Origin of the sequence: Microcoleus sp. OTE_8_concoct_300 (assembly GCF_031383065.1) — a bacterium.
Classification (GTDB): Bacteria; Cyanobacteriota; Cyanobacteriia; order Cyanobacteriales; family Microcoleaceae; genus Microcoleus.
The window spans coordinates 20,086-45,901 of record NZ_JANMZH010000717.1 but is presented as its reverse complement, the minus strand read 5'-3'; the positions used below and the strand labels follow the sequence as shown (position 1 = coordinate 45,901).

At 45.9% G+C, this 25,816-nt stretch carries 24 protein-coding genes and 1 pseudogene; 8 read left to right on the top strand and 17 right to left on the bottom strand.

The annotated features are described in order from the left end of the window. Positions 1-224, top strand: a 224-nt coding sequence (locus ACUVJL_RS32420) for a hypothetical protein (protein ID WP_445249582.1), incomplete at its 5' end; no start/stop codon positions are given. A gap of 23 nt (positions 225-247) precedes the next feature. Further along, positions 248-1,714, top strand: coding sequence for a glycoside hydrolase family 13 protein (locus tag ACUVJL_RS32415; protein WP_445249581.1), 1,467 nt, complete (start codon positions 248-250; stop codon positions 1,712-1,714). Between the two features lie 162 nt (positions 1,715-1,876). Here ACUVJL_RS32415 and ACUVJL_RS32410 read toward each other — a convergent pair whose 3' ends face one another. Then, positions 1,877-2,290, bottom strand: coding sequence for a fasciclin domain-containing protein (locus ACUVJL_RS32410; RefSeq protein WP_445249580.1), 414 nt, complete (start codon positions 2,288-2,290; stop codon positions 1,877-1,879). A gap of 166 nt (positions 2,291-2,456) precedes the next feature. After that, positions 2,457-2,882 carry a DUF2358 domain-containing protein gene (locus ACUVJL_RS32405; protein ID WP_445249584.1) on the bottom strand — a complete coding sequence of 142 codons (426 nt, stop codon included), beginning with the start codon at positions 2,880-2,882 and terminating at the stop codon, positions 2,457-2,459. A 1,029-nt stretch (positions 2,883-3,911) separates the two neighbouring features. On the opposite strand from ACUVJL_RS32405, the gene ACUVJL_RS32400 reads away from it, so the two are divergent. Continuing rightward, positions 3,912-4,439, top strand: coding sequence for a hypothetical protein (locus ACUVJL_RS32400; protein WP_445249579.1), 528 nt, complete (start codon positions 3,912-3,914; stop codon positions 4,437-4,439). 62 nt (positions 4,440-4,501) lie between these two features. On the opposite strand, the gene ACUVJL_RS32395 is transcribed toward ACUVJL_RS32400, so the two are convergent. Genes ACUVJL_RS32395 through ACUVJL_RS32385 form a run of 3 tightly spaced genes read right to left on the bottom strand, consistent with a single transcriptional unit; the run spans position 4,502 to position 7,545 of the window. Then, entirely contained in the window at positions 4,502-5,125 is a 624-nt protein-coding gene (locus tag ACUVJL_RS32395) for an Eco29kI family restriction endonuclease (RefSeq protein WP_445249578.1), read from the bottom strand. 24 nt (positions 5,126-5,149) lie between these two features. After that, complete coding sequence (locus tag ACUVJL_RS32390; protein WP_445249577.1) at positions 5,150-6,340, bottom strand: DNA cytosine methyltransferase; 1,191 nt, start codon at positions 6,338-6,340, stop codon at positions 5,150-5,152. A gap of 38 nt (positions 6,341-6,378) precedes the next feature. Continuing rightward, a complete protein-coding gene (locus ACUVJL_RS32385; protein ID WP_445249576.1) occupies positions 6,379-7,545 on the bottom strand; it encodes a histidinol-phosphate transaminase in 1,167 nt (388 codons plus the stop codon). A gap of 659 nt (positions 7,546-8,204) precedes the next feature. Between ACUVJL_RS32385 and ACUVJL_RS32380 the strand changes: the two genes are divergently transcribed. Further along, the gene (locus tag ACUVJL_RS32380) at positions 8,205-8,489 is read left to right on the top strand and encodes a WGxxGxxG family protein (protein WP_445249575.1); all 285 of its coding nucleotides are present in this window, start codon (positions 8,205-8,207) and stop codon (positions 8,487-8,489) included. 176 nt (positions 8,490-8,665) lie between these two features. Here ACUVJL_RS32380 and ACUVJL_RS32375 read toward each other — a convergent pair whose 3' ends face one another. The 12 genes and pseudogenes from ACUVJL_RS32375 to ACUVJL_RS32320 all read right to left on the bottom strand — a co-directional run bounded on the left by ACUVJL_RS32375 (position 8,666) and on the right by ACUVJL_RS32320 (position 21,696). Next, complete coding sequence (locus ACUVJL_RS32375) at positions 8,666-9,373, bottom strand: ROK family protein (protein ID WP_445249574.1); 708 nt, start codon at positions 9,371-9,373, stop codon at positions 8,666-8,668. Between the two features lie 32 nt (positions 9,374-9,405). Further along, on the bottom strand, positions 9,406-10,098 hold the full coding sequence (locus ACUVJL_RS32370; RefSeq protein WP_445249573.1) for a YqiA/YcfP family alpha/beta fold hydrolase: 693 nt from the start codon (positions 10,096-10,098) through the stop codon (positions 9,406-9,408). Positions 10,099-10,510: 412 nt separating this feature from the next. Then, a complete protein-coding gene (locus ACUVJL_RS32365; RefSeq protein WP_445249572.1) occupies positions 10,511-10,996 on the bottom strand; it encodes a Spy/CpxP family protein refolding chaperone in 486 nt (161 codons plus the stop codon). Between the two features lie 19 nt (positions 10,997-11,015). After that, on the bottom strand, positions 11,016-11,453 hold the full coding sequence (locus tag ACUVJL_RS32360; protein ID WP_445249571.1) for a hypothetical protein: 438 nt from the start codon (positions 11,451-11,453) through the stop codon (positions 11,016-11,018). Next, complete coding sequence (locus ACUVJL_RS32355; protein ID WP_445249583.1) at positions 11,450-12,040, bottom strand: sigma-70 family RNA polymerase sigma factor; 591 nt, start codon at positions 12,038-12,040, stop codon at positions 11,450-11,452. Before ACUVJL_RS32355 ends, ACUVJL_RS32360 begins: the two co-directional genes overlap by 4 nt. A gap of 365 nt (positions 12,041-12,405) precedes the next feature. Beyond that, positions 12,406-12,942, bottom strand: a complete 537-nt coding sequence (locus ACUVJL_RS32350; protein WP_445249570.1) for an opioid growth factor receptor-related protein — start codon at positions 12,940-12,942, stop codon at positions 12,406-12,408. Positions 12,943-13,102: 160 nt separating this feature from the next. Continuing rightward, positions 13,103-13,462 (bottom strand): annotated as a pseudogene (locus ACUVJL_RS32345) (glutathione-disulfide reductase); the annotation flags it as partial. A 698-nt stretch (positions 13,463-14,160) separates the two neighbouring features. Further along, positions 14,161-15,369, bottom strand: a complete 1,209-nt coding sequence (locus ACUVJL_RS32340; protein ID WP_445249569.1) for an acyl-CoA dehydrogenase family protein — start codon at positions 15,367-15,369, stop codon at positions 14,161-14,163. Positions 15,370-15,438: 69 nt separating this feature from the next. Continuing rightward, positions 15,439-15,819 (bottom strand): hypothetical protein, encoded by a 381-nt coding sequence (locus ACUVJL_RS32335; protein WP_445249568.1) that lies wholly within the window; start codon positions 15,817-15,819, stop codon positions 15,439-15,441. Positions 15,820-15,839: 20 nt separating this feature from the next. Next, complete coding sequence (locus tag ACUVJL_RS32330; RefSeq protein WP_445249567.1) at positions 15,840-16,247, bottom strand: hypothetical protein; 408 nt, start codon at positions 16,245-16,247, stop codon at positions 15,840-15,842. 339 nt (positions 16,248-16,586) lie between these two features. Then, positions 16,587-19,361, bottom strand: a complete 2,775-nt coding sequence (locus ACUVJL_RS32325) for an RICIN domain-containing protein (protein ID WP_445249566.1) — start codon at positions 19,359-19,361, stop codon at positions 16,587-16,589. A 130-nt stretch (positions 19,362-19,491) separates the two neighbouring features. Further along, positions 19,492-21,696: a galactose oxidase early set domain-containing protein gene (locus ACUVJL_RS32320; protein ID WP_445249565.1), complete on the bottom strand. Its 2,205-nt coding sequence runs from the start codon at positions 21,694-21,696 to the stop codon at positions 19,492-19,494. Positions 21,697-22,091: 395 nt separating this feature from the next. Between ACUVJL_RS32320 and ACUVJL_RS32315 the strand changes: the two genes are divergently transcribed. The 4 genes from ACUVJL_RS32315 to pstB are packed head-to-tail and all read left to right on the top strand — an operon-like array spanning position 22,092 to position 25,629. Continuing rightward, on the top strand, positions 22,092-22,934 hold the full coding sequence (locus ACUVJL_RS32315) for a phosphate ABC transporter substrate-binding protein (protein ID WP_445249564.1): 843 nt from the start codon (positions 22,092-22,094) through the stop codon (positions 22,932-22,934). Further along, on the top strand, positions 22,891-23,772 hold the full coding sequence (gene pstC, locus ACUVJL_RS32310) for a phosphate ABC transporter permease subunit PstC (RefSeq protein WP_445249563.1): 882 nt from the start codon (positions 22,891-22,893) through the stop codon (positions 23,770-23,772). The genes ACUVJL_RS32315 and pstC overlap by 44 nt, the downstream gene beginning before the upstream one ends. Before the next feature lie 52 nt (positions 23,773-23,824). Further along, complete coding sequence (gene pstA / locus ACUVJL_RS32305) at positions 23,825-24,760, top strand: phosphate ABC transporter permease PstA (protein ID WP_445249562.1); 936 nt, start codon at positions 23,825-23,827, stop codon at positions 24,758-24,760. 50 nt (positions 24,761-24,810) lie between these two features. Further along, on the top strand, positions 24,811-25,629 hold the full coding sequence (gene pstB / locus ACUVJL_RS32300; protein ID WP_445249561.1) for a phosphate ABC transporter ATP-binding protein PstB: 819 nt from the start codon (positions 24,811-24,813) through the stop codon (positions 25,627-25,629). Positions 25,630-25,816 lie beyond the last annotated feature (187 nt).

Below are 25,816 nucleotides of genomic sequence, written 5' to 3'. Positions count from 1 at the left end.
GTTTAAGATTTAACATTTGGTCTATCGACAACATTCCACCTCGTGCAAAAATAACTCGGCGGGGAAATTTGCCCATCCCACAAAAAAAAATAACTCTGGGGGGTTGGGCATCTTGCCCGTCCCATCAATTGATGAAAAGGACTTTTGCAAGAGGTCTATTGGATAAAATGTCTATTCTCTACCAAAAGCTAGATCCCCTACAAACCTCTGCTACTGTAGCCTAATGCGTAAAAGTTAGAAAAAGTGTATGCAAATTCAAACACCGGACTGGGTTAAACACGCCGTATTCTACCAAATATTCCCCGATCGCTTCGCCAAAAGCAAACAGCCCCGCAAACGCCTGCTGCAAAACTTCATCTGGGAAGAATGGCACGAAATCCCCACCTTGCAAGGCTACAAAGGCGGGGACTTGTGGGGCGTTATGGAACAACTAGATTACTTGCAAGACTTAGGCATTAACGCAATTTACTTCACCCCCATATTTCAGTCGGCCAGCAATCACCGCTACCATACCCACGACTACTATCAAGTCGATCCGATGTTGGGCGGTAATGCAGCTTTTAAAGATCTTCTAGACGCCGCCCACGACCGCAACATCAAAATCGTCCTCGACGGCGTATTCAACCACGCCAGCCGCGGCTTTTTCTTCTTTCACGACATCCTCGAAAACGGCCCCCATTCTCCTTGGTTGGATTGGTTTAAAATAGAAGGCTGGCCACTATCTGCCTACGACGGCAATTTTCCTGCTAACTATGCTGGTTGGGATGGGAATCGAGCCCTTCCTGTATTCAATCACGACAATCCAGAAGTGCGAGAATACATCATGGAAATTGCCGAATATTGGATTAAATTCGGCATTGATGGCTGGCGGCTGGACGTTCCTTTTGAAATTAAAAGCCCGGGATTTTGGCAGGAATTTCGAGAACGAGTTAAGGCAGTTAATCCCGAAGCTTACATTGTCGGCGAAGTTTGGGAAGATGCGAGAGAATGGCTCGACGGTAGTCAATTTGACGGGGTGATGAATTATCTGTTTGCTGCGCCGACAATTGCTTTTGCAGCGGGCGACAGGGTAGATTTAGCTCAACTTGAAGGCCGTTCTTACCATCCCTATCCGGCGCTTTTTGCTAAAGAGTACGGCGACAAAATTCAGCAGGTTTTGGAACTGTATCCTTGGCCGATACAGTTAACTCAACTAAATTTGTTAGCCAGTCACGATACGGCGAGGTTGTTAACAATTGCTGGAGGCGATAAAGCTAGCGTCGAACTTGCAACTTTGCTGTTGTTAACTTTTCCTGGAGCTCCCAGCATTTACTACGGCGATGAAGTTGGTTTACCCGGTGCTCTCGACCCCGATTCCCGCCGCGGTTTTCCCTTAGAAGCTCACTGGGAACTTGATGTTTTAGATTATCACAAGCAGTTGATAGCTTTGCGGCACAAATACCCTGCCCTCCGCACGGGATCGTACCACATTCTGTTTGCTGAGGGAACGGTTTACGTTTTTGCCCGAATTTTGGGGCATGAGGAAATAGTTGTTGCTGTCAATGTCGCGACAGAAGCAGCTAATATTAGCTTTGAGCCAGCTAAGTTGAAATCTCCTCACGATAAATTGCTGTATGGGAAAGGCAAGTTTGTTTGGAAAGGTGACGGGGAAACTCGGCATTTAGAATTGATGCTGCCGGCGCGCTCGGGGTTGATTTTAGGTTCGGATAATTAGTTTAAAATGTAGGGTAATGTGCTCTGGGTACACCTACATTTATAGCCGTAAGGTGCGCACCCTACATTTATCAGTGATTTTCCTCGCCCATCCTAAATTTATTATAGGCTTAAGGTGCGCTTGCACACCCGAGATTTATCTGCGGCGAAAACACAAGTTTTATTATGCTGCAACCAATGCTGGTATTAGCACCGCATCAATGATATGAATGACGCCATTGTCGGCAAGAATATTGGGAGTGATAACTTTAGCATCATTCACTTTAATGCCGTCTGAAGTATCAATTCCCACCACAGAACCTTCCACTGTTTCAGCAGAACTTAACTCCAGCAAGTTCTCCGTTAGTACCTCGCCAAACAAAATGTGATAGGTCAGAATTTTTTTGAGCTTGGGTATGTCTTCCAGCCAAGAGGCAATAGTGTTCGTAGGAATTTTGGCAAATGCCTCGTCAGTTGGTGCTAAGACGGTGTAGGGGCCCGGACTTTGCAATAAATCTAACAAACCAGCCGCTTCAATAACAGTCACGAGTGTTTTGAAAGAGCCGGCATTGGTGGCAGTCTCGACAATATCAGCCATGATGTTTTTCAGGAGTGCAAGTAGCAGAAATTGAATCAGAGGCGACAATCATTTTAGCTAATTTACACATAGCAGAAAATGGATCGGAGGGATGATGATTATTTTAGCCATTATAAGTTAGTTGGGTGGCCGGCCCAGATGGCGCGGCGCGATCGACCTTTTTGGCTTATCCTTGGCTCGCATCCTCCCCCTTGCGGAAAAACTGCTTTAAAATCTCTGCGGGAGCTCTGTCCCAGGTGTCGATATGTTCGTAAATTAAGCCGTCTTTATCCAGTTTATAAGTAGAGTACCCGTTAAAAAAAATCCGAGCTTTCCAGGGAACTCGCAGGATGCCACGAACAGTCCAATTTGCCACAATAGTATCAGGGGCTGTCTGACTTACGCCGTGCAGGTCGAAGTAAATCTCGCTAAAAAATAGCTGCCCGTGAAATCGCAAAGTCCAAAAGATAATGCGATAGTTGATTTTTCCTTTAAATTTGTTAACAGAATCTTGAAAATAGACACCTTTTGTGTATATCTCGTAGGAGATGTCTTTTTCAAAAAGCGTCGGGAGATCCGCTTTCAGGGTGTCTACTGCTTGTTGTACCTGCATTTGATATTCGAGCGCGCTCACGCTACCACCTTGTGACAGTATTAATTTATAACTTTAACTCAATTGGCGTAAGTCCCACGCTGTAATTGTACTCAATTGGGCGTTGGGATATAAGCTTTCGCAAGGTCTAAGAAATAATCGAAAGTTTCCCGATCTTGTTGTCTAATAGTGTAAGATATAAATGGTTGCGACCCGCCCACTCGACTGCAAACAACAGGTCACAGTAGCAGTAATATGCTTGACCCCGGATAACTGCGAGAGAAAGGGGGAAAAGACAGACCGCTGGGAAAGCAAGGTAACGCTCTACCGTAAAATATAAACCAAGTTTGTCATACGAAAATAGTTTTTTGCCTTGGGAAACAGGGCGAATGCCTGGGTTCCCTAGGAAGGGATAAAGGCCCAAAAGCCTTCTTATGCTGTGTCAGACTCGGATCGTCTTAGGTGACGAATACCCAGTAATGGGATACCTAACGCCCGCAACGGCAAATGAGACACGAAGCCTACACGCTCACCGCAAGGTTAGTGTTAGGTATTTCACATGAATAATCTCGATCGGCAGTGGGCGGGTCCCAAAGTCGCTCCTTCATCCAGCTCTGATTTTAACTGAGTGTCAAAAGAATTTCCCGTCCTTCTCAAAGGTGGGGATGAATTTTGACCAATAAATAAAAGCGAAGCAACATGGTTTTGTTCTATTGTAATGTTGTATACTACTTTTGCTGCTATCTTGCATGGCGTTCTCTATAGTAAAGCTGGATAGTTTCTCAGAAGTGTGCATGAGATTCGCTCTCGATCGCACTCTGAGATAGCCCTCTGTGTCACTGGTAGAAAGATAAGTCCAAACATAAGGCAGCCAAATAAACAAAGAAATAACTCTTGGGGAAGCCGAGGGTCTGCCTGTGGACGCCCAGTAAGACCAAAACACAGACGACTGTGTAGAGGCATCGGCGGATGAAACGGGAAGCTCCAAAGACGAATAAGACCGTCCTTGAATTGAGTTGATGTTGGAAGCCCCAACATCAGCGAAGCAAGTTGGGGTACTTCACCTCTAGCGATATTATCCGCGTCGGCTTTTCTGCTGATCCGGACTTGCGACATCGAAACCTTGGCACAGATTTGACAGAACACCCCCACTCCTCTGACATTCTCGCAGAAATCAACAGCGGCAAGCTGTTGATGGTAGATAGCCGTCGCCGAAACGGTCTAATTTTGATTAAACGCTTCCACGCGGACTTTGCCGGGCCAGGGGCTGCCGTTGGGGGTGGTTTTGATGTTGACTCTCAGCAGGCGATTCCCGTGGGCGATTTTTGTTTGGTTTACCCTGAATCTCCCGAAGAAAGACAGAAAGCTTTGGGAATTCGGCGGCAGTGGGTGCGGTTAACGGAACAGTTAACGGCCCAGCCGACAGCTTTGGAACGTGCACACATGATTTTAACTCAGTTTGAACACTATTTGGATTCGGAAACAGTGGCACAAATTCCCGATGAAGCTTTGGCACTTTTAGTAGGCGTATTTCCCCAAACCCTTCGCGCGGCGCGACAACAAAATCATCGAAGATGAAAAATTTTTATCTATTTCCCAATTCTAGCGTGTGGCTGCAAACTATCGAATCAGATGCCAAATTAAGGGCAGCCTAACTCTTCTATCATCCCCTGACAATGCTGTTTTATACTAACCGACAAAGCATCAATATCGAGCTGAGTATTCCCTAGAGGAAGCTTGGCGCCAAAAGTGCGACCGATGTGCAATCTATCCCATACAGAACGTTTTTGTCCAGCTCGCCCACTTCCGGGGTCATGTATCCCGAATCCCGATATTTCTTTATTCCAAACAGGACTGAAGTGACGGATCAAAACTGCTTCTTTCCAGGAAACTAAATCGATTTCCATCGGGGCGACTTTAAACGCGAAATCCTCAATTTTTAGATTGTCTACAGCTTCGATCGACTTTCTATGCTCTGACAAGCGTCCGTAAAGAGTGTTGCCAATAGTTGTACGCCCCGTCCGACGACCGCCCGGAGCTGCTTTACCTACATAGATTGGCAGACAGCACTTATTCAAGTTTGCCTGTTTAATTAAGTTATACATTGAGAAGTCGCCCTGGTAGTACAGCAAATATGCTCCGCAATATTCGCTCAAATCGTTCCTGAAGCGATCAAGTTCCTGAAGATTGTAACAATTTTGCCTGCCACAGAAAGCGATTAAGTTTTCTTGTAAATCTGGTGGGACTTTAAATACTTCGAGCATGGAGTAAATTATCTTTAACAGTGACTACACTCTAACTGTTCTAACTGTCTCCAGCCGCGCTCTAATGCTAGAGGCAATAACTTCTGCCAAAGCGACTGGGACAGCATTCCCCAACTGCTTCATAGTTTCTGTCCAACTGTGAGGAAAGAAGTATTCGTCAGGGAAAGTTTGCAGTCTAGCAGCTTCGCGAAGCGTAAAGTAACGCACCTGTCCCGTGGGAGCAACTAACATATTTTCTCCTCCAGGGACACCGTGAACTCCTGCTTTTAAAGTTTTAGCTGGTTCATCTAACAAGCTGCCCGTATGGCCTGGATACTTTCGGGCTCCTGGTATAAAAATGTGATTTAGTATGCTGTTTTGGCTTTCTTTATTGCCTTCTTGTGGTAAGTCCGAAATGGCATCGCGCACTGTGCGCCAAGGCTGTTTTTGAGGTGGAAAAAGATTGAACTGAAGATTGAAGATGCGCGAGGAAAGCTTGCTAGGTATGTCTGGACGATCGCTTTTAGAGATTTGATTGCGCTCCCAATAATTGCCAGTCACCCATTGATCCCAATGCAAGGCTTCCTGAGAACAAGTCGGTTCAGGAAAAGACCACTCTAATCCTAAGTCAGATCGAAAACCTACAATAAAAACCCTTTCGCGCTTTTGGGGAATGCCGTAGTCTGCCGCGTTGAGTAAGCGAAACACTACACGGTATGATAGTCCGTCACCGCGACCGGCGGTATGATGCTGTTCTAACCGGGACAGGTGATGGGGCCAATCCTCATCCAGTCTTTGTACAACTTCTGGATAAGTGAGTTGTAGGACAATATACTCAAAATATTTAGTGAAGGAGGAACGCAATAAACCTTTAACATTTTCGATAACAAATGCCTTGGGTTTGAGTTCTCGCACGGCTCGAAAAAAGTGCGGAAACATATTTCGATCGTCCTCACTCCCGCAGTGTTTTCCTCCTACAGAAAAAGGCTGACAGGGCGGCCCTCCAGTTAGGAGGTCTACCCCCTCTTTGAGTTCTAGCGATGTAAAATCGAATTTAGCGATATCTGTCTCAAAAACAGACCAGTTGGCGATCGCTTTTACACCCCGACGCTGATTTTCGCGAATTGTCTCGCAGGCCTTTTTATCCCGCTCGATAACTGCTTTATGACAAAAGCCGGCTTTTGATACGCCTATTGCTAAGCCTCCTGCGCCGCTGAATAGTTCTACAGAGTTCATGATTTTAGCATTGTATTGAGCAACGGTGGATATTAATTTTAATCGAAAATCGCTGCCATTCGATCGACTGTTCGCTGATTTTCCTCCGGGCTACCCACCGTAATTCGCAAACCTCCCCCAGTATGCCGAATTAAAGTACCTCGATCTTTTAGGTGCTGCATGATTTGTTGGTGTTCCTGTTGGGGGGATTTGCCCTCACCAGCTTTCACCCGCAGGTAAACGAAGTTAGCCGCACTCGGCCAAATTTGCAATTTTTGATACTGAGTTAGCGCTGCAATTAATTTGCCTCTTTCCGAGATTATTTCGGGAATTACTGCCAGCAATAATTGCCGTTGCGCTAGGGCTAATTCTGCTGCAACTTGGCAAAAACTGGGGAGGTTGTAGGGGAGGCGGATTTTTTCTAAGGTGGCTGCGAGTTCGGGATGGGCGATCGCATATCCGACTCTCATTGATGCTAGTCGAAATGCTTTGGAGAATGTGCGTAAAATTATCCAATTCGGGTGATGGTGCAATTGGCCGGCTAAAGTATTTTGGCTGAATTCAAAATAAGCTTCGTCAATTACTACTAATATTTCTGAGGGCAAATTTTCCAGCCATTCTATTTCATCTGGTGTCAAAGCATTGGCTGTGGGGGAATTGGGATGAACGACAAAGACGGCGCGCACGGGGGGATTTTGATTTTGGGCGAGATCCCTTTTAGCAGCCTCGATATCGATTTCAAAATTCTCCTCTTTCCGCTGAACACTCACAACGGGAATGCCGAGGGTTTGGGCGATTATTCCATACATCGAAAAGGTGGGATTCGCAACGAAAATAGAGCCTGTACCGCCCAAGCAAGTAGCTATTAAGAGCGATCGAATTAGTTCGTCGGAACCGTTGCCCACAGAAATATTGTCGGCTGTAATGGCGGTTTTGGGCAGTGCAACCCCACCTAGCGCGGGGATTGTGATTGATTCATTGACGTATTGGGCGATCGCCTCTTTGAGCGCTGCGTGGCCTCCGTCGGGATAACGATTTGTCTCAATTAACTGCTGGTAAGTCCAAGCTAGCTTTTTTTTTAATTCTTCTGGTAAGTCGTAGGGGCATTCATTCGTATCGAGGCGATCGAGTACACTTTCCGAGTGCGCTGATTCTCCTGACGCGCCTCCGGGATGGGGAGTGTATGCGGTAAGTTCGGCTAAGTCTTTTCGGATAAAGGGAAGCATGGTATGATTTTAAACTTTTGATTGAGATTGTCACCTTACAAAGCAAGGCAGAAGGCACAAGTCAAGAAAAATTACGAATGCAAAAATTTTCATTTTTTACCTCGCTGCTGAAATTTTTGCCTAATGCCGACTTACGAATGCTGTATCACAGGCGTCTAAACTTAGGATATAGCCTTTTCTATCTCGAAAGCAAGAGGAGAGAGGGAAGTGAGTTTATGTCGCTCGATTGATGCCGGAGGCGCGGCAAATTGATTATTTTGAGATAGTAACTGCTGATATTTGGAACCGAGTGTCAGTAACGAGCGGGCTAAAGCCGCTGAGCTTGTAAGAGAAATCGAACCAAGCTGTACTGACCCGCCTAAGCCTTAACTGGCTACGTTATTGAGGTCATAACACCGGAGAATGCGACGCTAGTTTTCCGCTCTGTTGTTTGCAGTTAAACAGTTTTAAAGTCACTGAAACAGTGCTGCAATCGCAAAAAGCCGCGATAACCTTGGCAAAGCGAACTTTACTCCGCAAGGAGAGCGAGGCAACCATACCTCACCAGAGGGGCAACTATACCCCTCTACCCCGTAAGGGGATTCAAGGCGATTGAAATCGCCGAGTCGTTTTCCTCTCTAGGCTCAAGCCTCTGAGTTTCCCACTTACCGAGTTTTTTTATGAAAGTCAAGACTTCCGATATATCTAAAACTACCGCCGCTACCCTCATAGCTTTAAGTTTGGCTGTTCTCCCTTCAGCTATGCCTGCCTCAGCTCAAACTAACTCCGATCCGGCACAGAACAATACTAATTCTAATGGAGTTGTTCTAGACAGAACTCCCTTTCAAGAAAGCAAGGGCGACAACCAGCATTGGGGTGCTTTGGGTTTGTTGGGCATCCTCGGTTTGGCGAATCTGTTTCGCAAGGATGAACCCAAACGCTACCGCGATCCGATGGGTGAATAATTTTTTAAACCCCGATCCTCTTCGAGGGCTCCGCTAACGCACCAGCCAAAAAACCAAATCAACTGTTCTCGATTCAGAAACCGGGTTTTTTACGAAAAAACTGGATTATTACGTTTAATCCGGGCAAAAAACCCAGTTTCTTTAATATTGATGGGCATTTTTGCCACAAAGTTTATTCAATCGCGCCACAAAGCAATTCCGCCCAACAAACCGCTCACATTGGGGACTATTTTAACCTGCGGTGGTAAATCAAAAACAATCTTTTTAGTATTGCCGCCGCCGATGTAAATGTGATCGCAGTTAAAGAGATTTTGCAGAGAGGTGAGCGCTTTTTCCAGACGGCGATTCCATCTTTTGGCACCGACTGTATCTAATGCCGATCGCCCTAATTGCTGTTCGTAAGTTTCCCCTTTGCGAAACGAGTGATGTCCTAATTCTAGATTTGGCACCAAGATACCATCGACAAATAAGGCAGAACCGAAACCTGTGCCAAGGGTAATTACTAATTCTACCCCCGTCCCAGCAATTGCTCCCAATCCTTGAATATCGGCATCGTTAGCCACTCGCACAGGTTTTCCCAAGCGATCTTTGAGGGTAGTTTGTAGGTCAAAATCTATCCAAGACGGATCTAAATTTGCTGCGGTTTTGATGAAGCCGCCACTGACGACGCCGGGAAAACCAACGGATACTCGGTCAAATTCCCCTTGTCCGCTAGCTAAAGAGGCGATCGCCTCTAGTACGGGTTCAGGTTTCGGCGGTTGAGGCGTTTCTAAACGGCTGCGTTCGGTTTGGGGCTCGCCTTCACCGTCCAAAACCATAACTTTGATGCCGCTTCCGCCAATGTCAACGGCTAAGGTGCGAGTCGATCGATCTTGTTCAGTCATTTGAGTGTTAAGACTTGCAAGTTGGTCAAATTTTAATTTTTGAATTGGCAAAACTTTGGCATCGCTTCCCAAATTTCCGCTAGGACACTTCCCAAAGAATGATCGTCTTCTAATTCGATTAATTGCACCCAGGGACGGTTAGCGGCAAAATTTCTGCTAGCTTGAATCGGTATTATTGTATCATGCTTGCCGTGAAGAATTAACGTAGGCACTGACCGCATTAATTTTTCTTCAGGGTATTGAGCCATATCTGCCACAAACTGATAATGCAGCGGCAGATAACGCTGTTCGCGGTAGTGGTAAACGGGCAGATATTTCTCAGACTGCCACTTTTCTAACTGTTGGTGTCCCAACAGTGGCAGCCAGTGGGAGATAAATTGAAAAGCCGGTGCTAACAAAACTATTTGTTTTACTGACAATTGTCGCTGGGCCAACCAAGCGGCTGTCAGTCCCCCAAAACTAGACCCTATTATGGTGACTCCCCCTAAATTTTTTACATTTTCTGTGGGAGATTTGGAGGATTGGGTTGGCAAAAATTCTGTTTCTATTTGGTTTAATTGGCGGGTGAGAGTGAGGCAGGAAAAATCGTTTTGATTTAGATCAGGAGTTTTTAGGTCAATTCCTAGGTTCCAAAAGCGCTCTCGGAAATATTTAGCCTTAGCTGAATCGGGACTTGAAGCAAATCCGTGTAAATAAATGTAACTCGAATCCTTCTGTAAATTCATCCAGAAATTTTTATGATAGTTCCCAACATATTATTTTAACTTAATATGACTTATTAAAAATAATTAAACCGCCTAATTAGATAAAAATATATAAGCTGTTCTGCATTTAAATTGTATCTCAAAAAACAATAAAACTCTTGTGGGGTGGGCGTCCCGCCCGCCTCTAATATGCAATTTAAATGCGCGACAGCTTACTGATTTTCCCAGAGATAAAGCAATCGAATATACTTGAAATTGCTGCGTTTTTAGACTGCTTTTACGAAGATAGAAAGCCCTTGCATAGATTACAGAACAGCAGCGTTTCTCCCTGCCTGCATTTATTGATTTATACCTGCTTACAATGAATCGCAGAGTGCGCACTACGCACCCTGCGATTCACTCAAAACTACTCGTCAATTACTGCGGTTTTTGACTACTGCGGTTTTTGACCGTTTTGCATCCGGTTTTTAGCAGTTTGTCGGCGCTGCTGCATCATTTGAGCTAACTGGCTGCGCTGTTCGGGCGTGAGCAGTTCTCGCATTGCGAGTGTACTTTCAAATTGCACCTCTTCCAACTGCTGCCTCAATCCGATTATTTGACGGTGTTTTTCGCGCATTTGGCTGGCATTTGCCGTGCCGGCCATCATCGTTTCCAATTCTTGTCTGGCTTGGCGGACTGCTTGCATCCGCTGGGAAACTTGGTCTTTGTACCGATCGCGAACTGCCTGCATTTTCTGCTTTTGGTCGGCGCTTAAATTGAGTTTATCGAACATCCCACCTTCCTTGCCACCTGGTCGATTGGGACGCTGGTTTTGGGCAATTGTCTGAGGTTCGACGGGGTTGGAAACGGCTGTTGCTGCGGTTGCACTGCCGAGGGTCAGCATTAAAAAAGCTACGGCAGAAAGGCGGCGAATAGACATGAAAATTACCTCTTAAAGATTAGTTATTTGTTGGCGGTTCGGTGTCAGCAGCATAGGTGAAAGTCAACCAGTCTGTTTGCGGGCGATCGAGCGAATTTTCCCCAGGAGAATCGTTCAATACACCCTCCCAATTATTTACGAGAAATGCTTCTAGATGCGCCGCCTCATCCGCATGAAATTGTGCGGGAACTAGCACACGATAGCCCGACCAAAAAACTAGCAGGCTAGCAGCGATCGCAGAAGGAAAAGCCCACTTGGGAAAACAGAGAATGCCTGACCTTTTACTAGACCTGGTAAATTGCGGCTTTCCTAGATAATTGAGCTCTCTTGCAGCCGCATCATTCCTGTCTATTGCTGCTAAAAGTTCTTGCTCAAAATCGGGCGCAGCTTCGGGAACGTTTGGGCGATATTGCTTCAAGAAATTGACTAACTTTTTGTCGCTAATTCTGTCCTTCACAGCTCCTCCACCCCTTGTTTTTGCAAAAATTGCCGCAGAGAATTTCGGGCATAAAACACGCGAGATTTGACAGTCCCTGCCGGCATTCCCAAAATTTGGGCTACTTCTTTTTGCGGGATGTCTTCTAAGTCGTGCAGCACCAAAACGCTGCGGTGTTCAAAGCTCAATTGCTCCAGTCCCCGCTGCACTAAGTCTTGATAGTGCAACTGCATCAAGTCCGATGTGTTATCTTTGAGAATAACCCGATCCATTACTTCTTGATTTTTGAGTTGGGAGTCAAAAGAATGCTGTTTAGCAAATGCTTGTCTTTGATCGGAAGCCACATTCCAAGTGATTCGATAAAGCCAAGTAGAAAAGTTTTCCTGGTGCTTGAGTTTGGGCAATCCTTTCCAGACTCGCAGGAATACTTCTTGGGCTAAATCGTCAAGAAGCGACGGGCCGCAGAGTTGGTAAAGGGTTGACCTGACTTTGTGTTGGTAGCGTTTGTAAAGGTAGCGAAAGCAAGTGCGATCGCCCTTTAGACACTCAGCAACTAAGTCCGAGTCGGAACAGTTATCGGTTAAAACATTGGCTGACACAGCTAACACCTGTGAAGTCTCCCTCACCAGTTCGTTATCTGAAGGGTTTAGACAGGACGATCGCAAAAAAGGTTCAAATTATTTAAAATATTATTTTGAGCATTAATCCGCCTGGGGTGGAAAACTGCACCAATGTCAGCAACAGGCTTTCGGGCCTGTTCCCCAAAAATTTATTTAATTTTCTTGTGGGGCGTTGGTCCTAGCCAGCCCTAACAGGCTTTCGGGCTTGTTCCACAAAAATTTAATTTTCTTGTGGGGCGTTAGTTCTAGCCCCGCGAGCGTGTCCCTAACAGGCTTTCGGGCGTGTTCCACAAAAATTTAATTTTCTTGTGGGCTGTAGGGTTTGCTATAGCGATAATTCTCAATTATCGGTTCTAACTATTTACAGCCTTTTTCCAATAAGTATAAGTTTCTAAACCAATACTTGCTTTTTCTTCTTTATAGATCTCATCTAAACATTGGAAAAGAGCTAAAGCGTAATTTTTCAATCCCAACTCTGTCAAACTTGTGAGAATCCTAGTCAACCGCAGGTAGTTGTGATTAAATCTTTCAATCCACTCTCTTTTTCTTGACAAATATTCCTCGGATTTGGCAATTACAATTTCTGCGTTTTCCCCTTCGCGACATTCCAACCCGTAAAACGCCAGCATGACAGTGAACGAATGGACTAAGCGATTTCTCAACTCTTCACTTGTTCTAAAAGCTTGAATCACCTCATCATTTAAAGTAGGAGCACTGGAATTAAACCGACTCTTTTCTCTTAGCGGAAACAGCCATTGAATGTAATTGTGCACGGATTCCAGCTTCTGGTAATCCCACGACCAAATATCCTCGATCGCCCGACCTTGTGAATCAGGCTGCTGACCGAGATAGAATGCTAAAATTTTGTTTTGTTTGGTTGAATTACTCATTAATCGCTTTACGGGCGGGCAGGATGCCCACCCCACAATAAAATTTTATTTTTCTGTGGAACAGGCATCCTGCCTGTTCTGGAAAATGGTGCAATATCTGAATTTTAACCGACTTTAGGCTGTTAGGCAGGGGTTTAAACCCCTGGCTGCTTCGCCCGCTTTACCGCAGAGTAACAAACTCTTCAGCAGTCGATGGGTGAATGCGAATAGTCGCGTCGAAGTCTTTCTTGGTAGCTCCCATATTAACCGCGATCGCCATTCCTTGAATAATCTCACCCACGTCTTTCCCAACCATGTGCACGCCCAAAACTCGATCGGTATTAGTCTCAACGATTAACTTGACAAAAGTTTTCTCGTCTGCACCTGTCAAAGCGTGAAACATCGGCCTAAACTTGGCCCTGTAGCACTTAATCGAGTCGGGAAACTTTGCTCTAGCCTGCACTTCGTTTAAGCCGACTGTCGCAGCTTCCGGCTGAGAAAATATCGCTGACGGGACATTTTCGTGACTGATTGCTCTGGGAATCTTGAGGCGTACACCATGAGTTTTTTGGGGACACAGCCGCGAATTACGCAGGTTCCGCCTACTAAGTCATTTTCGGCGATCGCCACTTTTGCGCCCTAGGATGCCGCTCGCTTGGAACTCGCCAATCCGCCGGAACCCGCACCTATCACAAACAAGTCGTAATCCTCTGTCATAATTGTCGCGAATGTCCTATCTCCAACTTGCTAATTTTACGCTTTAGTTTTATTAATTATATCTAAAAAAAATTGTCTAGCGCTTTACTTCTTGCCCTTGTCATGATATTATTTAATAATGGGAATAGAAACAGGATTTTAAAAATTGCTCATATTCCCATTATTAAATAATACGTCAAACCAGTGACAAAAAACATCATATCCAAAGGTAAATTTTTTTGAGAACCACGGCTCGCTAGATCAATGACATATTGATACATTGGCCTCGATGATTAATTAGTTTTTTTAGCAGGAATCGCCTTCCCACTTAAAATTTTGAAGGGTGACAAGGAGGGCGATCGTCTTTCACTCGTCAAAAGCCCTCGATGTCAACAGCGACCAGCAGCATCATATCTATTCCGGTTGCACTCCTACATGATGGGGAGTGGTCCGTGGGGGAATGTGGAATTATTGACCTTGACTTTATCATTCCGATCCCACCGGAAACAATATCAATCGCTATTTGCTAAGCTACGATTCGGCTTAGGGCGTTGGGTTAGGGCCGGGTCCAAAATAGGAACGATCGTAGGACTGCCCTAGAATTTCCTGACCAATGGATGACAAAACGCGATCGCGATTATCGTGCAGGACGTAAAAGGACAAGTCTCGCAATATTCGCTCTATCGGACTCGGTTGAATCAGGGAGCGAGCACCACAAGTGTTTATGCAGTCGTTCACCGTTTCAGTAGCCAGTTGCTCAGTTATGTAACGGGCGCGATTGCCTGCTTGTTTGGCCCCTAACTGCTGACCTGTTTCCCAGAGAGTGGCTGTGTGCCGCAACCAGAAATGCATAGTATCTATATTCATTGCTGCCTTAGCAATCCGGTGCTGTACGTAGGGATCGTGCCCTTTTTCCTGCTTATTAATGTATGCCAAAGCATACTCATAGGCTCCCTCAGCCGCCCCTAGAAAAGCAGCGCCATAATGAGGCGTAAACCGCGTCTGCCACTCCTCAAGGATGTACTGTCCTGGATAGCCAATCAGGTTTTCTTTAGGAATGAAAGTCTCCTCAAAGCGAACCAGGTAACTCACTGTACTTTTCATGCCAATTGGCTGCCACCAACTATCATCAAAACTAACACTGGGGTCGGATAAATTGCAGCCCAGCATCAGTACAGATGCCGGTGAGCTATTGGTATGACGCGAGCCCCCAGCCCCTGCTGGGTTGACAAGCAGAACTGCCCACTGTGCTGCTGGGGCGCTGGTAGCGAAGACCTTTGTGCCATTAACGATGTAGCCCTCATCTACCACTTGAACGGTTGTCCCCACCCCAACTTTTTGACCTGGAATTTGAGACTGCGGTTCTCCACTCCAAGCCGCCCATTTCTCACCGCGATCGACAATACCCTCAAACCAACGCTTTTTTTGAGACTCATTTGCCATAGCCGCAAGTATTACCTGGGCATTGGCCTGTCCTTCCCAGCAACGGGCTAGGGATAAATCCACCTTGGCCAGTTCCTTGGTCATCATCCAGAGGGTAAAGATATCGCTATCATGTCCTAACCCTAGACCGCCATATTCTGTGGGAACAGCAGGCGCATTGAGACCTGCATTAAACAGGTCTTCAAAATCTTCCCTTGGAAAGCTGGAAGTGCGATCGTACTCTGGGGCGCGAGAGGCGAATTTATCGCGTGCAAGTTGGCTAACACGCTCAATCAAGGTTTGCTTATTTAGAGTTAAATTGGAAGTCATTAAATAAAGTTTCAAGAGACTTGTTTCCACGTGCTAATGAAGCCAAGCATGACCTCTTCGCTGGTTTCATTACTCCAGCCGATAGTAAAACTCCCGGCAAAAATCGGTTTGCTTGTCATCCTTAAACTTGTGAAACCCGGCAATGATGCACAAGCCTTTGTTCATGTTAGCTGCCAAAAAGGATTCTACTGAATCGCGATCGTATCGCGCACTGAAAGCGTTCTCCTTATTCATGCGATCCACGAACGGCGTAACCTCACTCTTACCCCAATCTTCGGGGGATTGGGCACCATAAGCGTGCATGATGATTTGCTCATCCTGCTTGGTCAGGGTAAATTTCTCGATCCATCTGGTCTTTGTGTTGGAGTTGATCCAGGTGCCCAAAACACGCGTGAAATCAATAACGGTGTCCATTTTGGACTGGTCATCGTCAAAGTCGTTTCGATCCATCTTGAAATACTCCTTTTCCACTAGCGATGATAAAACTCGCGACCAATGTGACTGGTTCGATCGCTACCATCCAAGTAGCGAGTATAGGACTGAATGACCAGGATTTCCTGTTTTTCGTTTGCCACCAGATGCCTCTCAATCCCTTCCTGGTTGTAAAAAGCGTGGAATCCCCTTGCTACGGTTGAGGTTCCTGCCGCGTAAGGCACCGCTTCAACCTCACCCCAGTCAATGGGATCGGGTTCGTTGGCTCCAAAAACCCGGAGCAAAAGGCGACCGTCCTGTTCAGTAAGGACGAGTCGAACCAAGTAACTGCTGTCTGGCTTAGTATTGACCCAGTCACCGACTAGGGGCGAAAGATCGAGGGGCTCCTTTACACTAGGCCGCTGGTCGGCCTTCATGTGACATGTATATTGGGTTATTTGTTTCACGATCTAGCTCTCTACAGATGTGGTATGTCAATTAGTCAATTTAAGCTGATTATTAGGATACAACTCATGAGGATAAGACTGGAGAAGAACTATTCCTTTAGGTCTAGCCGGAATTCTTAGAAAGCTTATTTATATAGCGCTTTAAGGCTTGAGTGCCATACATTGCAGTAGAAAAAGGTGTGGGGTGTATGCAAATGAGAACCGCTATTACACAGCCTTTAGCTTGCAGGTCACCCATCAGGCACTGGACTTTAGGAAAATAGACTAACCGCACTTTCAGCGCAGTTAGTCTAAACCTAATCGACAAAGTTAAAGCTGAAAATGACTCAGCGTGACAGCTTAGGTAAATTCAATGTTCCATTTCTGGTTGTCGCTTAGATCTTTAGTATGCTCGATGACGTCAGTACCCTCTCCCGTGCCAGTCACATACAGCACATTGCCACTGTGTTTGGCCACCAGGTAGTAAGAGCCATCTTTGGCACTCTCCAATCTCCATTTCTGGTTGTCGTTGTCATTACCTTGTTGAGCAAACTGGACGACGCGCCAGTTAGGTTTATCGCCAGACGTCACATGCAACACTTTGCCACTGTGTTGGTTAACCACGTAGTAATAGGTCGTCTTTCCAGCTTCGTCCTTTTCAGCAGCTTTTAGTTGCCATAATTGCTTTTGGTCGTTCTCCTCCTTCGAGTACACAACAACATTTGTCCGATCGTTTCGATCTGCCTTGACGAGAGACAATACCATGTTATCGAGCTTGGAAACCAGTCTCACTGATATGATGGTAGAAAAGTGGAATATCGCCGTTGTGATGTAGCCTTTCACGCTTGCGATGTAGGTCTCCAGCGTTTCGATGTTCTTTGTGTAGGCATCGGAGCGAGCCGGTACAGTCTCCTCACTCCGCACATAAAACTCGAATGGCAGCTCTCGCTCGCCAAAGAAATTAACAAGTGTGTCCGTCTCCCAGGCTTCGTTTCTGCAAAATACACCAATATCCCAGCCCAGCCGTTGGTATTCCTTAAGTTCAACGATCTTATATTCGCTTGCTTCAATCTCCTGGTTGATTGCATCTTCCAGGTACTCAGCTAGCGTTTTGATGTTCTCTTTGTAGGCGTTGGAGTTACCCAGTTGAAATTGATTCAGTAGATAAAACTTGAATGGCAGCTCTCGCTGGTTGAAGAAGGTGAGGAATTGGTCCGGCTGTCTGGTATCTCCGTGTAGACCAATTGCCCAGTTCTGGCGCTGGTAATCTAAGAGTTCCATGATAATCTTCTTACCAGCTTCGATCTCTTGTATAGGGACTCCCCGAAATACAACATCGTCGCGGGTTTCGCGATTGCGACGGGGTTTGGGAGCGAGAGCCTTGAGGAAACTCATGCTGGGGGCAAAGAAAAATTCTCCGCCTCTCATGGTTACCCAATGCTTGAAATCAGCTTCCGTCGTTGCTTGAGATTCCCACGCCTTTGGAAACTTGTATGTCTCCGTAAGTGATCTTCCATTATCGTCTCTCTTTTCTACACCAATGACTACATCGGTTCCCACATCTCGCTTGACAAAGTTCTGTTCCTTAGCCCATGCCTTCTGCATGAAGTTGAACTGACTTGTTAAAGAAGCTTGGAAGCACATAAACAGCAGTCCAGCGTCCTTTTCTGGCACTTCGCTAGGGAGATGACCATAGTTGATTGCCCGCCGGACAATGCGATGCATCTTCTCCTCTTCTAGAGCGACGGGCGTGGCGACAATGGATGCGGTTCCGGTATCTCCACGAGGATTGACCTTGCGAGCATGGGAGAAGAAGGGACACTTGGAACCTTGCAAATCATTTTCATAATTAAAGTTGTTCTTTGGATGTTTTGGATTAGAACCTGGCTGATTGGAGAGGACCGTTGGTTCTCCATCGCGGAAACGTCCCATAGTGTATGCTTCTGCTAGTGCTACGTTTTTGCATTGATCCGGTGTTAGCTTCAACCTCACCATCCACTCTTGCAGTGTCTCTGGGAGACTTTCCTTATCTAGAGGTTTTTTGTTCTTGAGTGGCTCCTCCAGTCGTTTACCATTCCAATCTCGAGTCACCTTTTGACCATTTTCATCTGTTATGAAATTCACTTCTGTACCATTTTCAGTAACGACCAATTTAGGAAGTTCTGGGTACAATTTTCTAGCCAGTCTGACCACATCTCTGTTCCAGCCGCCAACGTTCTGCTCCAGTTTGCGGAACACCAAGAAGCTGCCGTAACTTTGCTTTTCGGTATCGCCCAAGGGATCTTTAAACAAAACCAAGCTTAGGGGTGCGCGGGGATCCCATTGGTCAAAGTTGTTATGTTCTCTTTCCTTATCAATATCCCGTTTAAGAAACAGCGGTTGACTGACTCCATCTCGGAATCCGAAGTGCTCAATCTCTTCAAGGTTTCGATCTCTGAGGACGTAACCGTTCTGCTCGTGGATAACGTCGGTGATGTAACCTAGCTCTTTTTTTAGAACCTCTAATTTTTCTTGCAATAGAATAGGCACCTCATGCAGCCGATTCTTTTCCTCCTGCTCTAACTTCTTTAGCTCGTCGCTTCTGGAACCTACTCCTTTATCAGCTGCGAGCAAGACGAGAGCATGAATTTCCTCTTGAAACTCCGCATCCCATTGACTGGAATCGTCGCCGAGTTCCTGCTGCATGTTGACATCTTGCATCCCTTGCCGAAATGCGTCTTCAGTGGGCAACTGATCGTAGGTATAGCCTAAGTGCATATAACCAGCCCTTGTCAAGAAGAAGTTGGCAAATACTTTGGCGGGTACGTCTTTGCCGGGTACTTCTTGGTTCTGCCGATAGCGCTTTCCCTGCTTGGCTTGCTCCAGTGCTGAGGTAACATACTTGTGACTAAAACTGCCAATCCATTGCTTGGTCTTTTCGATGTCCTTGTTAGCCTCCTCTTCGTCCTCCTCGTTTTTCTTGAATTTCAAGAACAAATAAACAGCATGGTTTCGTCCATGTGATTTGATGATGTTGCCCTGTATCTCAGCTAACAGGGATTCATAGTCTTTAACCTCATCAAAAGGGGTAACAATTTCGATGATTTCGTTGAGGTCAATTTTATTAACAGCAGGTTTCTCGTTGGCGGTTGTCATAACTAACTCCTTAGTTCAGGTTTACCTAATTTTGTTTGGTTGAGAGTCAGACGGGGAGATATTTGACAAACAGTAAGTTTAAAAAACTACTAGGAATATCTCCCCTGTGGAAGAATTAACGACCAGGCAATTAGCTCTTGACTAATTGCACGATCTTGGCGTGGGAGGGCTTCCCGGCACTATTGAGGTAGAACACCATGTAGTAGCCGGGAGGGGTAAAGTGGTCGTCGGTGGGAGCAGTGAAGGTAATGGTAGACCTGTAGTGAGTCACAGGGTTTTCAGGTGTTGACTCTGGCGCTGCAAAGGATTGACTCGGTTGCTTGTCGATCTTGATATCTACCAGTCGTTGACCATTATCAAAGGAGTGGGTGACCGAGCCCAATTTCACGAGAACTAGAGAACCGTCCCCCTCTTGAGTGAAATTGTTCACAGAAATGGTTTGAGACGCGCCGTATTGCAGTGTTTTAGGATCTCCCTCGATTTCTGGCCGATCGCTCGCTCCGAAGAGATAGGGCGGGTAAAATATCGCATGTTGCCAGATCTCACCGCTATTGCCTTCAGTGCCTTTGTTAACAAACGCGAAATCGTTCTTGGTATCCAGACGAACCGTTCCGTCTTTATCAAATCTAGCGGCACGAGAGTTGTTACCACCCATGACTAACACCCGTGCATCCGGCAAGAGCAAAGCCGTATTGTGATAAAGCCTCGGTTCAACATCCGGGTTCATCAGCTTGGTGCGGAAGCCTTGGTGGTTGGTCTTGGTGGCATCGGGTATCAACAGCGTGGGGTTGTAAGCCGGACGGGTTTCGGCGTAGTTACCCCCATTGACCACCAAAATTTCCTTGGTGGGTAGAATGACGGCTTGTTCCATAGCCCGCTTGCCATAGCGACCCAAAATTGAGGACTGCTTGTCATACTTATAATTGAGTGGAAATTTCTTCACCTTGCCATTTACGATGTCCTCAGTATTTAGCAGGATGTCCTCATCGATTTTGCCAAAGAAGTCCCGATCGATCTCCCACGAGCCTTTGCTAGTGTCTTGTGGTGCTTTCCAACGCTCTAAACTAGAAACGATGGTTGCTCCCTGGATGACATCTTTTCCAGGGCCAATACCAATGTTATTGGTGCCCATGATGCCACCCATTAAGAGCACATCCCCGTTAGGAGAACTGGGGTCGAGTACGGACGTGCCATAGACTTTGTTGATGGCTTTTCTCTCAGGACCAGCCTCGAAGCTAATGGAATATTTTCCATCGTCCCCTTTGTTGAAGGTTACGAAATAGCTATGGACACTTGCGTGTGCAATCTTAGGTTCATTTTTACCACCGCCATCTCCGGTGATTAAGAATCGGTTTTTCTGTTTGGTAGGTAGTATGCGGGCGTAGAGATCTATGATGTCAGAGCCGAAACTCTCGTCGTTCATCCGAGTTTTAAACGGATTGTTGGGGAGATCCTTGACATCGATAGACTGCCAAGCTTTTTGAGGATTTTGAGGATCTTTCAGGTTGGGATCGTAGATTTCCACCAGAGTGCTAATGATCCCAGAGGGATCTGTTGTGAATCCGGAGAAGGAAGCGATCGCCCCGTCCGCTAGAGGAATGAGAGTAGGATACCAGTGACCATCCTTGGTTAAACCCAGGTTTTCCCAAGTGTTCTCTTTCCAGTGATAAATATTGGCTTGTTTTGACCCGGAGAATTTTACACCAGGGTAATATAGTCGGCTGCCCCCGATAAATAGCACATCCCCGTTAGGCAGGTGTAAATGACCTGAACAGAACGGGTCATTGCTTTCGCCGTTCAACAGTGCCTCGGGTGAGCTAATGCGCTGGAAGGGAGATTTGTTGAAGTCTGGCTTTTGGTTGTTGTAATAGGGATCGGAAAGGGAAGGATCGAAGATGGAGGTGTTGTTGACGACATCGTTACTCTTAGTATTAACACCGTCTTCTATCTTGCCTTCTATTGTTACATGGTTGCGGTTGCTGCTGCCGTTGACAATTAGGACTTTGTTGTCGGGTAATACCGCTGCGTGGACAGCTTGCATCCGATCCTTCTCTTCAGGCATTGGCAGCATATACCAAGCGCCCATTTCTTCTGGACAACCTTCGTATGTGAGCAGTCTATCCCCTGGTTTAGGTGATGGATTCTTCAGGGAAACCCGCAGGTTTTTTTCTAGCTGACTGCGTGGTCCTCCACAGATTTTAGCGTCTGAGCGTGGCGCATCATCGGCAAGGGCTTCTCGAAAGCCACTAAGGGCGATCGCCACTGCCAAAACCAATACCGCCAATATTTTCCGGAGTTTATTACCCATCGTGATTGTCAATTTTTCTTGAGTCATTAATCTTCGTAACATTAGTCTGCAGGTGCAAAAAGACAGCATTTTTCCTTGGGAAGATATTGTCTTGCCCATTCAGTTTCACCGAAAGTGAAAAAGGATATAGGAATTACGCAAGCTTCACGCATACATACACTTGTAGGCTGTGTGACTTGCTAAAAATTACTTGATAAAAATCCTACTATTGACGGATAACTTTGGTTTAAAAATTTCCCCTAACTTAACAATTTTTAACTAAAAGATAAAATTGGAAAAATTTTCGTATCCGGTTATACTAATCACGGTCATAGAGCCTGCTGAGTATACAAAATTTATCATTAAGGGATCAGAGGAAGCTGCTAGGATAATCAGCAGGTTTTTTTACCTAGACAAATAACTCGTAAGAGGAACCAAGAGACATGATGAGTCATAGAATAACCCTACATCTAGCAATGGGTATAGTTTTGTGTCTTTTGTCCGCGAGCTGTGCCGAACAACCCAAAGCTGGATTGAACCAGCAAAAGTTGATTATTACCGGAGCCAGTACGATCGCCCCTTTGGTTTCAGAACTGGGTAAACGGTTTGAAAAACAGCATCCTGGTACTCGCATTGATGTCCATACAGGCGGTTCTGCACGGGGCTTGACAGATGCAAGTCAAGGATTGTCTAACATCGGTATGGTTTCTGAAGCCCTAACTCCAGAAGAGCAAAAAGGGATGCAGGTCTTTCTCATTGGTCGTGATGGGATTAGCATAATTGTTCATGCAGACAACCCCTTAGATAAGATTGTCAAAAACCAAGTTGTTGCTGTCTACACTGGGAAAATCAAGAATTGGAAAGACTTAGGTGGTAAAGATAGTCCTATAACGATCGTACACAAGGCAGAGGGACGTTCTACACTGACGCTATTTTTGCACTATTTTGGCATTGACAATAAAGCGGTTAAAGCTGATGTTGTGATTGGGGATGACCAGCAGGGTATTAAAACAGTTGCCGGGAATCCTTTCTCAATCGGCTATGTTTCTATTGGTTCTACAGAACAAAGCATTAAGCAGGGTGTGAAGGTTAAACTTCTCATTCTAGATGGTGTTAAAGCAACAACTGCTAATGTTGAAAATGGAAGTTTCCCCTGGAAGCGACCGCTCAACTTAGTGACAAAGGGACAACCTGCAGGATTGACTAAGCAATTCATAGATTTTGCCCAGGCTAAGGAGAACTATGACCTCGTTCGCAAAGAAAACTTCGTTCCCGCGAAAAGTTGATCGGTTACTTGTCTGGAGCCTGCGGGGTATCGCAGCGATTGTAGGAACAATTGTTCTGTTTATTATCGGATTCCTGGTTCTGGAGTCCATGCCGATATTTCGGAAAGTGGGCATACTCCCCTTCTTGAGCGATGCTTATTGGAATCCCACCCAAGGGCTCTATAATCTCACAGCGATGCTGGTCAGTACGCTGCTAGTTGTAGCAGGTGCGGTTCTACTAGCTGCTCCTATAGGGATTTTGTCAGCTTTGTTTTGCCACTACTACGCCCCCAAACCTGTTGCTAATTTCTATCGACGATTGCTGGAGATCATGTCAGGAATTCCCGGTGTTGTCTACGGTTTTTGGGGATTAGTGGTACTGGTGCCGCTGATTAATCGCTTACACCCGCCAGGAGCGAGCTTACTTGCTGGTATTTTGTTGCTAGCGCTCCTGATTACACCCACAATTGCCTTAATTGCTGACGCCAGTTTAGCTGGAGTACCTCAAGAGTATTTGCAAGGTGCAGTGGCTCTTTCATTGTCACGCTGGGGAACCATCAGGGAGATTGTTCTACCTGCTGCGCGATCGGGATTGTTCACAAGTATCATCCTGGGAACGGGTAGGGCGATCGGAGAAACCATCATCGTTTTGATGGTTTGTGGCAACATTGTTCAGATTCCTAGCAGTCTATTCGATCCGATTCGGACTCTACCTGCAAACATTGCTTTAGAAATGGATTTTGCTTTGGGAGATCACCGCTCGGCTTTGTTTGTTAGCGGGCTGCTGTTAATGGGGGTAAACCTTGTTTTAGTGCTACTGGCAGAGGCGATCGCACAAGAGGAGATCTATCACTACTAGGTTCTCAGGATATTGCATCTAAATTCAGAATTAAGGACGAACTTTTAGCCGCATGTCAAGACAAGCTATCCCTCCAAGTCAGAACAATCCTTCAGGCGACGCCCACAGTTTAGCGACAACCAAATCTAACCTCGTAACACGAAGCCAAAAGATTTCCTACCCCGACATCCTACTGAGTTTGCTGGTTTGGGCAGTTGCGATTTCCGTCACAGCAGTTTTCCTCTGGATCTCACTTGATATTATTTGGCATGGTGTCAGACACTTGTCCTGGGAATTCCTGATTTCAGAACCCGAAGATGCAGGTCGCCAAGGTGGCATTGCCTCAATTCTAGTTTCCACAGGGCTGCTTTTGAGCGTTTGTCTAGGAGTTGCCGTACCCCTGGGCTTGGGAACAGGCATATTGTTGGCTGAATTTACTGCATTGAATAACTGGTTTGGCCGGTTGGTGCGACATAGTTTAGATATGCTAGCGAGTGTTCCATCGATTGTTTTCGGTTTATTCGGCAATGCCTTTTTTTGTGTCACCCTGGGACTGGGATTTTCGATTCTTTCGGGAGGTTTAACCCTGGCTTGCATGGTGTTGCCCATTCTGATTCGCTCCGTAGAAGATGGGCTGCGATCTGTTCCCCATGAATACCGCTTGGGCGCTGCCTCTCTAGGACTCTCACGCACCACAACTCTCCTGAATTTGTTGTTGCCTGCTGCAGTCCCTAGTTTAGCGACTGGATTGATTTTGGGAATCGGACGAGCGATCGCTGAAACTGCCGCTCTGATGTATACCAGTGGTTACGTTGAGCGGATGCCAGAGTCTCTGCTGGATTCTGGCCGCACTCTATCCCTGCACATATACAGCTTATCGATGAATGTTTCTGGTGGAGATAGCAGTGCTTATGCCTCAGTTGTGGTATTGATGATTCTACTATTAGTGACTAATGGCGCTGCTATTTGGATAGGAGAGCACTGGCTTCATAGTAGGATCCAAAATTGATATCTGCTTGCACCAAGTCTTGGTATTTTGATCGCGACTCGCTTATGGATATGCCTTCATCAGAAACACAATTGATTTCTTCTCCTTCTGAGGATGATTTGCCTCTGCCTTGCCTGTATATCGATCGATTGAGCCTATACTACAACTCTCAGCTTGCTCTGCAAGACGTGACCCTCTCCATTCCCAAAGGTTCTATTACTGCACTTATTGGGCCTTCTGGATGTGGCAAGACTAGCTTTCTGTCGTGCCTCAATCGCTTGACTGACTTGATTCCCAACTGTAAAATATGCGGTCAAGTCCGGCTGGAGGGCTTAGATATTCTCCATCCTAAAACGGATACAGTTGCGCTTCGCCGTCGGGTGGGTATGATCTTCCAAAAACCCAATCCTTTCCCCCTCTCTATTTGGAAAAATATCGCTTTTCCACTAAGGGAGCATGGAGTCAAAGATCGCCAGAGGATCGATGAAATTGTTGAACAGGTTCTGGTAGATGTAGGTTTGTGGGATGAAGTGAAAGACCGGCTGAAATCTCCGGCACTTCGCCTTTCTGGGGGTCAAAAGCAGCGCTTATGTATTGCTAGAACTTTGGCATTGCAGCCAGAGATTCTGTTAATGGACGAACCTTGCAGCGCTCTCGACCCGATTACGACGGGTATTGTGGAAGACCTAATTGTAAGTTTGCGAGGAAAATACACAATTTTAATTGTTACCCATAACCTGGCTCAGGCTCGACGAATTGCTGATTATGTCGCTCTGTTCTGGGTCAAAGATGGCAGTGGCAGACTCATAGAATCGGGTTCGGTTCAACAAATCTTTGAAAATCCTCAGCAACCTACTACAGAAGCCTATATCAGCGGTAGTCGAGGGTAGCTGGGAAAATGTATTGTTCCACCAGCACAACTAGCTCTGTAGATTAAGTAGATTAACTTAATCGCTAATTGGTATTCATAGTCATCAACTACGGAAGAGTCCAAAAAGTAGGGAAAGTAGGGAAATCATAAACTTTTATTAAAAATCTATTTATTTAATACGGATAATTGATAGAGTTTCAACGTTT

Coding starts and splice junctions, on each gene's coding strand:
- ACUVJL_RS32415 (WP_445249581.1), top strand. CDS start 248: ATGCAAATTCAAACACCGGACTGGGTTAAACACGCCGTATTCTACCAA.
- ACUVJL_RS32410 (WP_445249580.1), bottom strand. CDS start 2,290: ATGGCTGATATTGTCGAGACTGCCACCAATGCCGGCTCTTTCAAAACA.
- ACUVJL_RS32405 (WP_445249584.1), bottom strand. CDS start 2,882: ATGCAGGTACAACAAGCAGTAGACACCCTGAAAGCGGATCTCCCGACG.
- ACUVJL_RS32395 (WP_445249578.1), bottom strand. CDS start 5,125: ATGCTCGAAGTATTTAAAGTCCCACCAGATTTACAAGAAAACTTAATC.
- ACUVJL_RS32390 (WP_445249577.1), bottom strand. CDS start 6,340: ATGAACTCTGTAGAACTATTCAGCGGCGCAGGAGGCTTAGCAATAGGC.
- ACUVJL_RS32385 (WP_445249576.1), bottom strand. CDS start 7,545: ATGCTTCCCTTTATCCGAAAAGACTTAGCCGAACTTACCGCATACACT.
- ACUVJL_RS32380 (WP_445249575.1), top strand. CDS start 8,205: ATGAAAGTCAAGACTTCCGATATATCTAAAACTACCGCCGCTACCCTC.
- ACUVJL_RS32375 (WP_445249574.1), bottom strand. CDS start 9,373: ATGACTGAACAAGATCGATCGACTCGCACCTTAGCCGTTGACATTGGC.
- ACUVJL_RS32370 (WP_445249573.1), bottom strand. CDS start 10,098: ATGAATTTACAGAAGGATTCGAGTTACATTTATTTACACGGATTTGCT.
- ACUVJL_RS32365 (WP_445249572.1), bottom strand. CDS start 10,996: ATGTCTATTCGCCGCCTTTCTGCCGTAGCTTTTTTAATGCTGACCCTC.
- ACUVJL_RS32350 (WP_445249570.1), bottom strand. CDS start 12,942: ATGAGTAATTCAACCAAACAAAACAAAATTTTAGCATTCTATCTCGGT.
- ACUVJL_RS32340 (WP_445249569.1), bottom strand. CDS start 15,369: ATGACTTCCAATTTAACTCTAAATAAGCAAACCTTGATTGAGCGTGTT.
- ACUVJL_RS32335 (WP_445249568.1), bottom strand. CDS start 15,819: ATGGATCGAAACGACTTTGACGATGACCAGTCCAAAATGGACACCGTT.
- ACUVJL_RS32325 (WP_445249566.1), bottom strand. CDS start 19,361: ATGACAACCGCCAACGAGAAACCTGCTGTTAATAAAATTGACCTCAAC.
- ACUVJL_RS32320 (WP_445249565.1), bottom strand. CDS start 21,696: ATGACTCAAGAAAAATTGACAATCACGATGGGTAATAAACTCCGGAAA.
- ACUVJL_RS32315 (WP_445249564.1), top strand. CDS start 22,092: ATGATGAGTCATAGAATAACCCTACATCTAGCAATGGGTATAGTTTTG.
- pstC (WP_445249563.1), top strand. CDS start 22,891: ATGACCTCGTTCGCAAAGAAAACTTCGTTCCCGCGAAAAGTTGATCGG.
- pstA (WP_445249562.1), top strand. CDS start 23,825: ATGTCAAGACAAGCTATCCCTCCAAGTCAGAACAATCCTTCAGGCGAC.
- pstB (WP_445249561.1), top strand. CDS start 24,811: ATGCCTTCATCAGAAACACAATTGATTTCTTCTCCTTCTGAGGATGAT.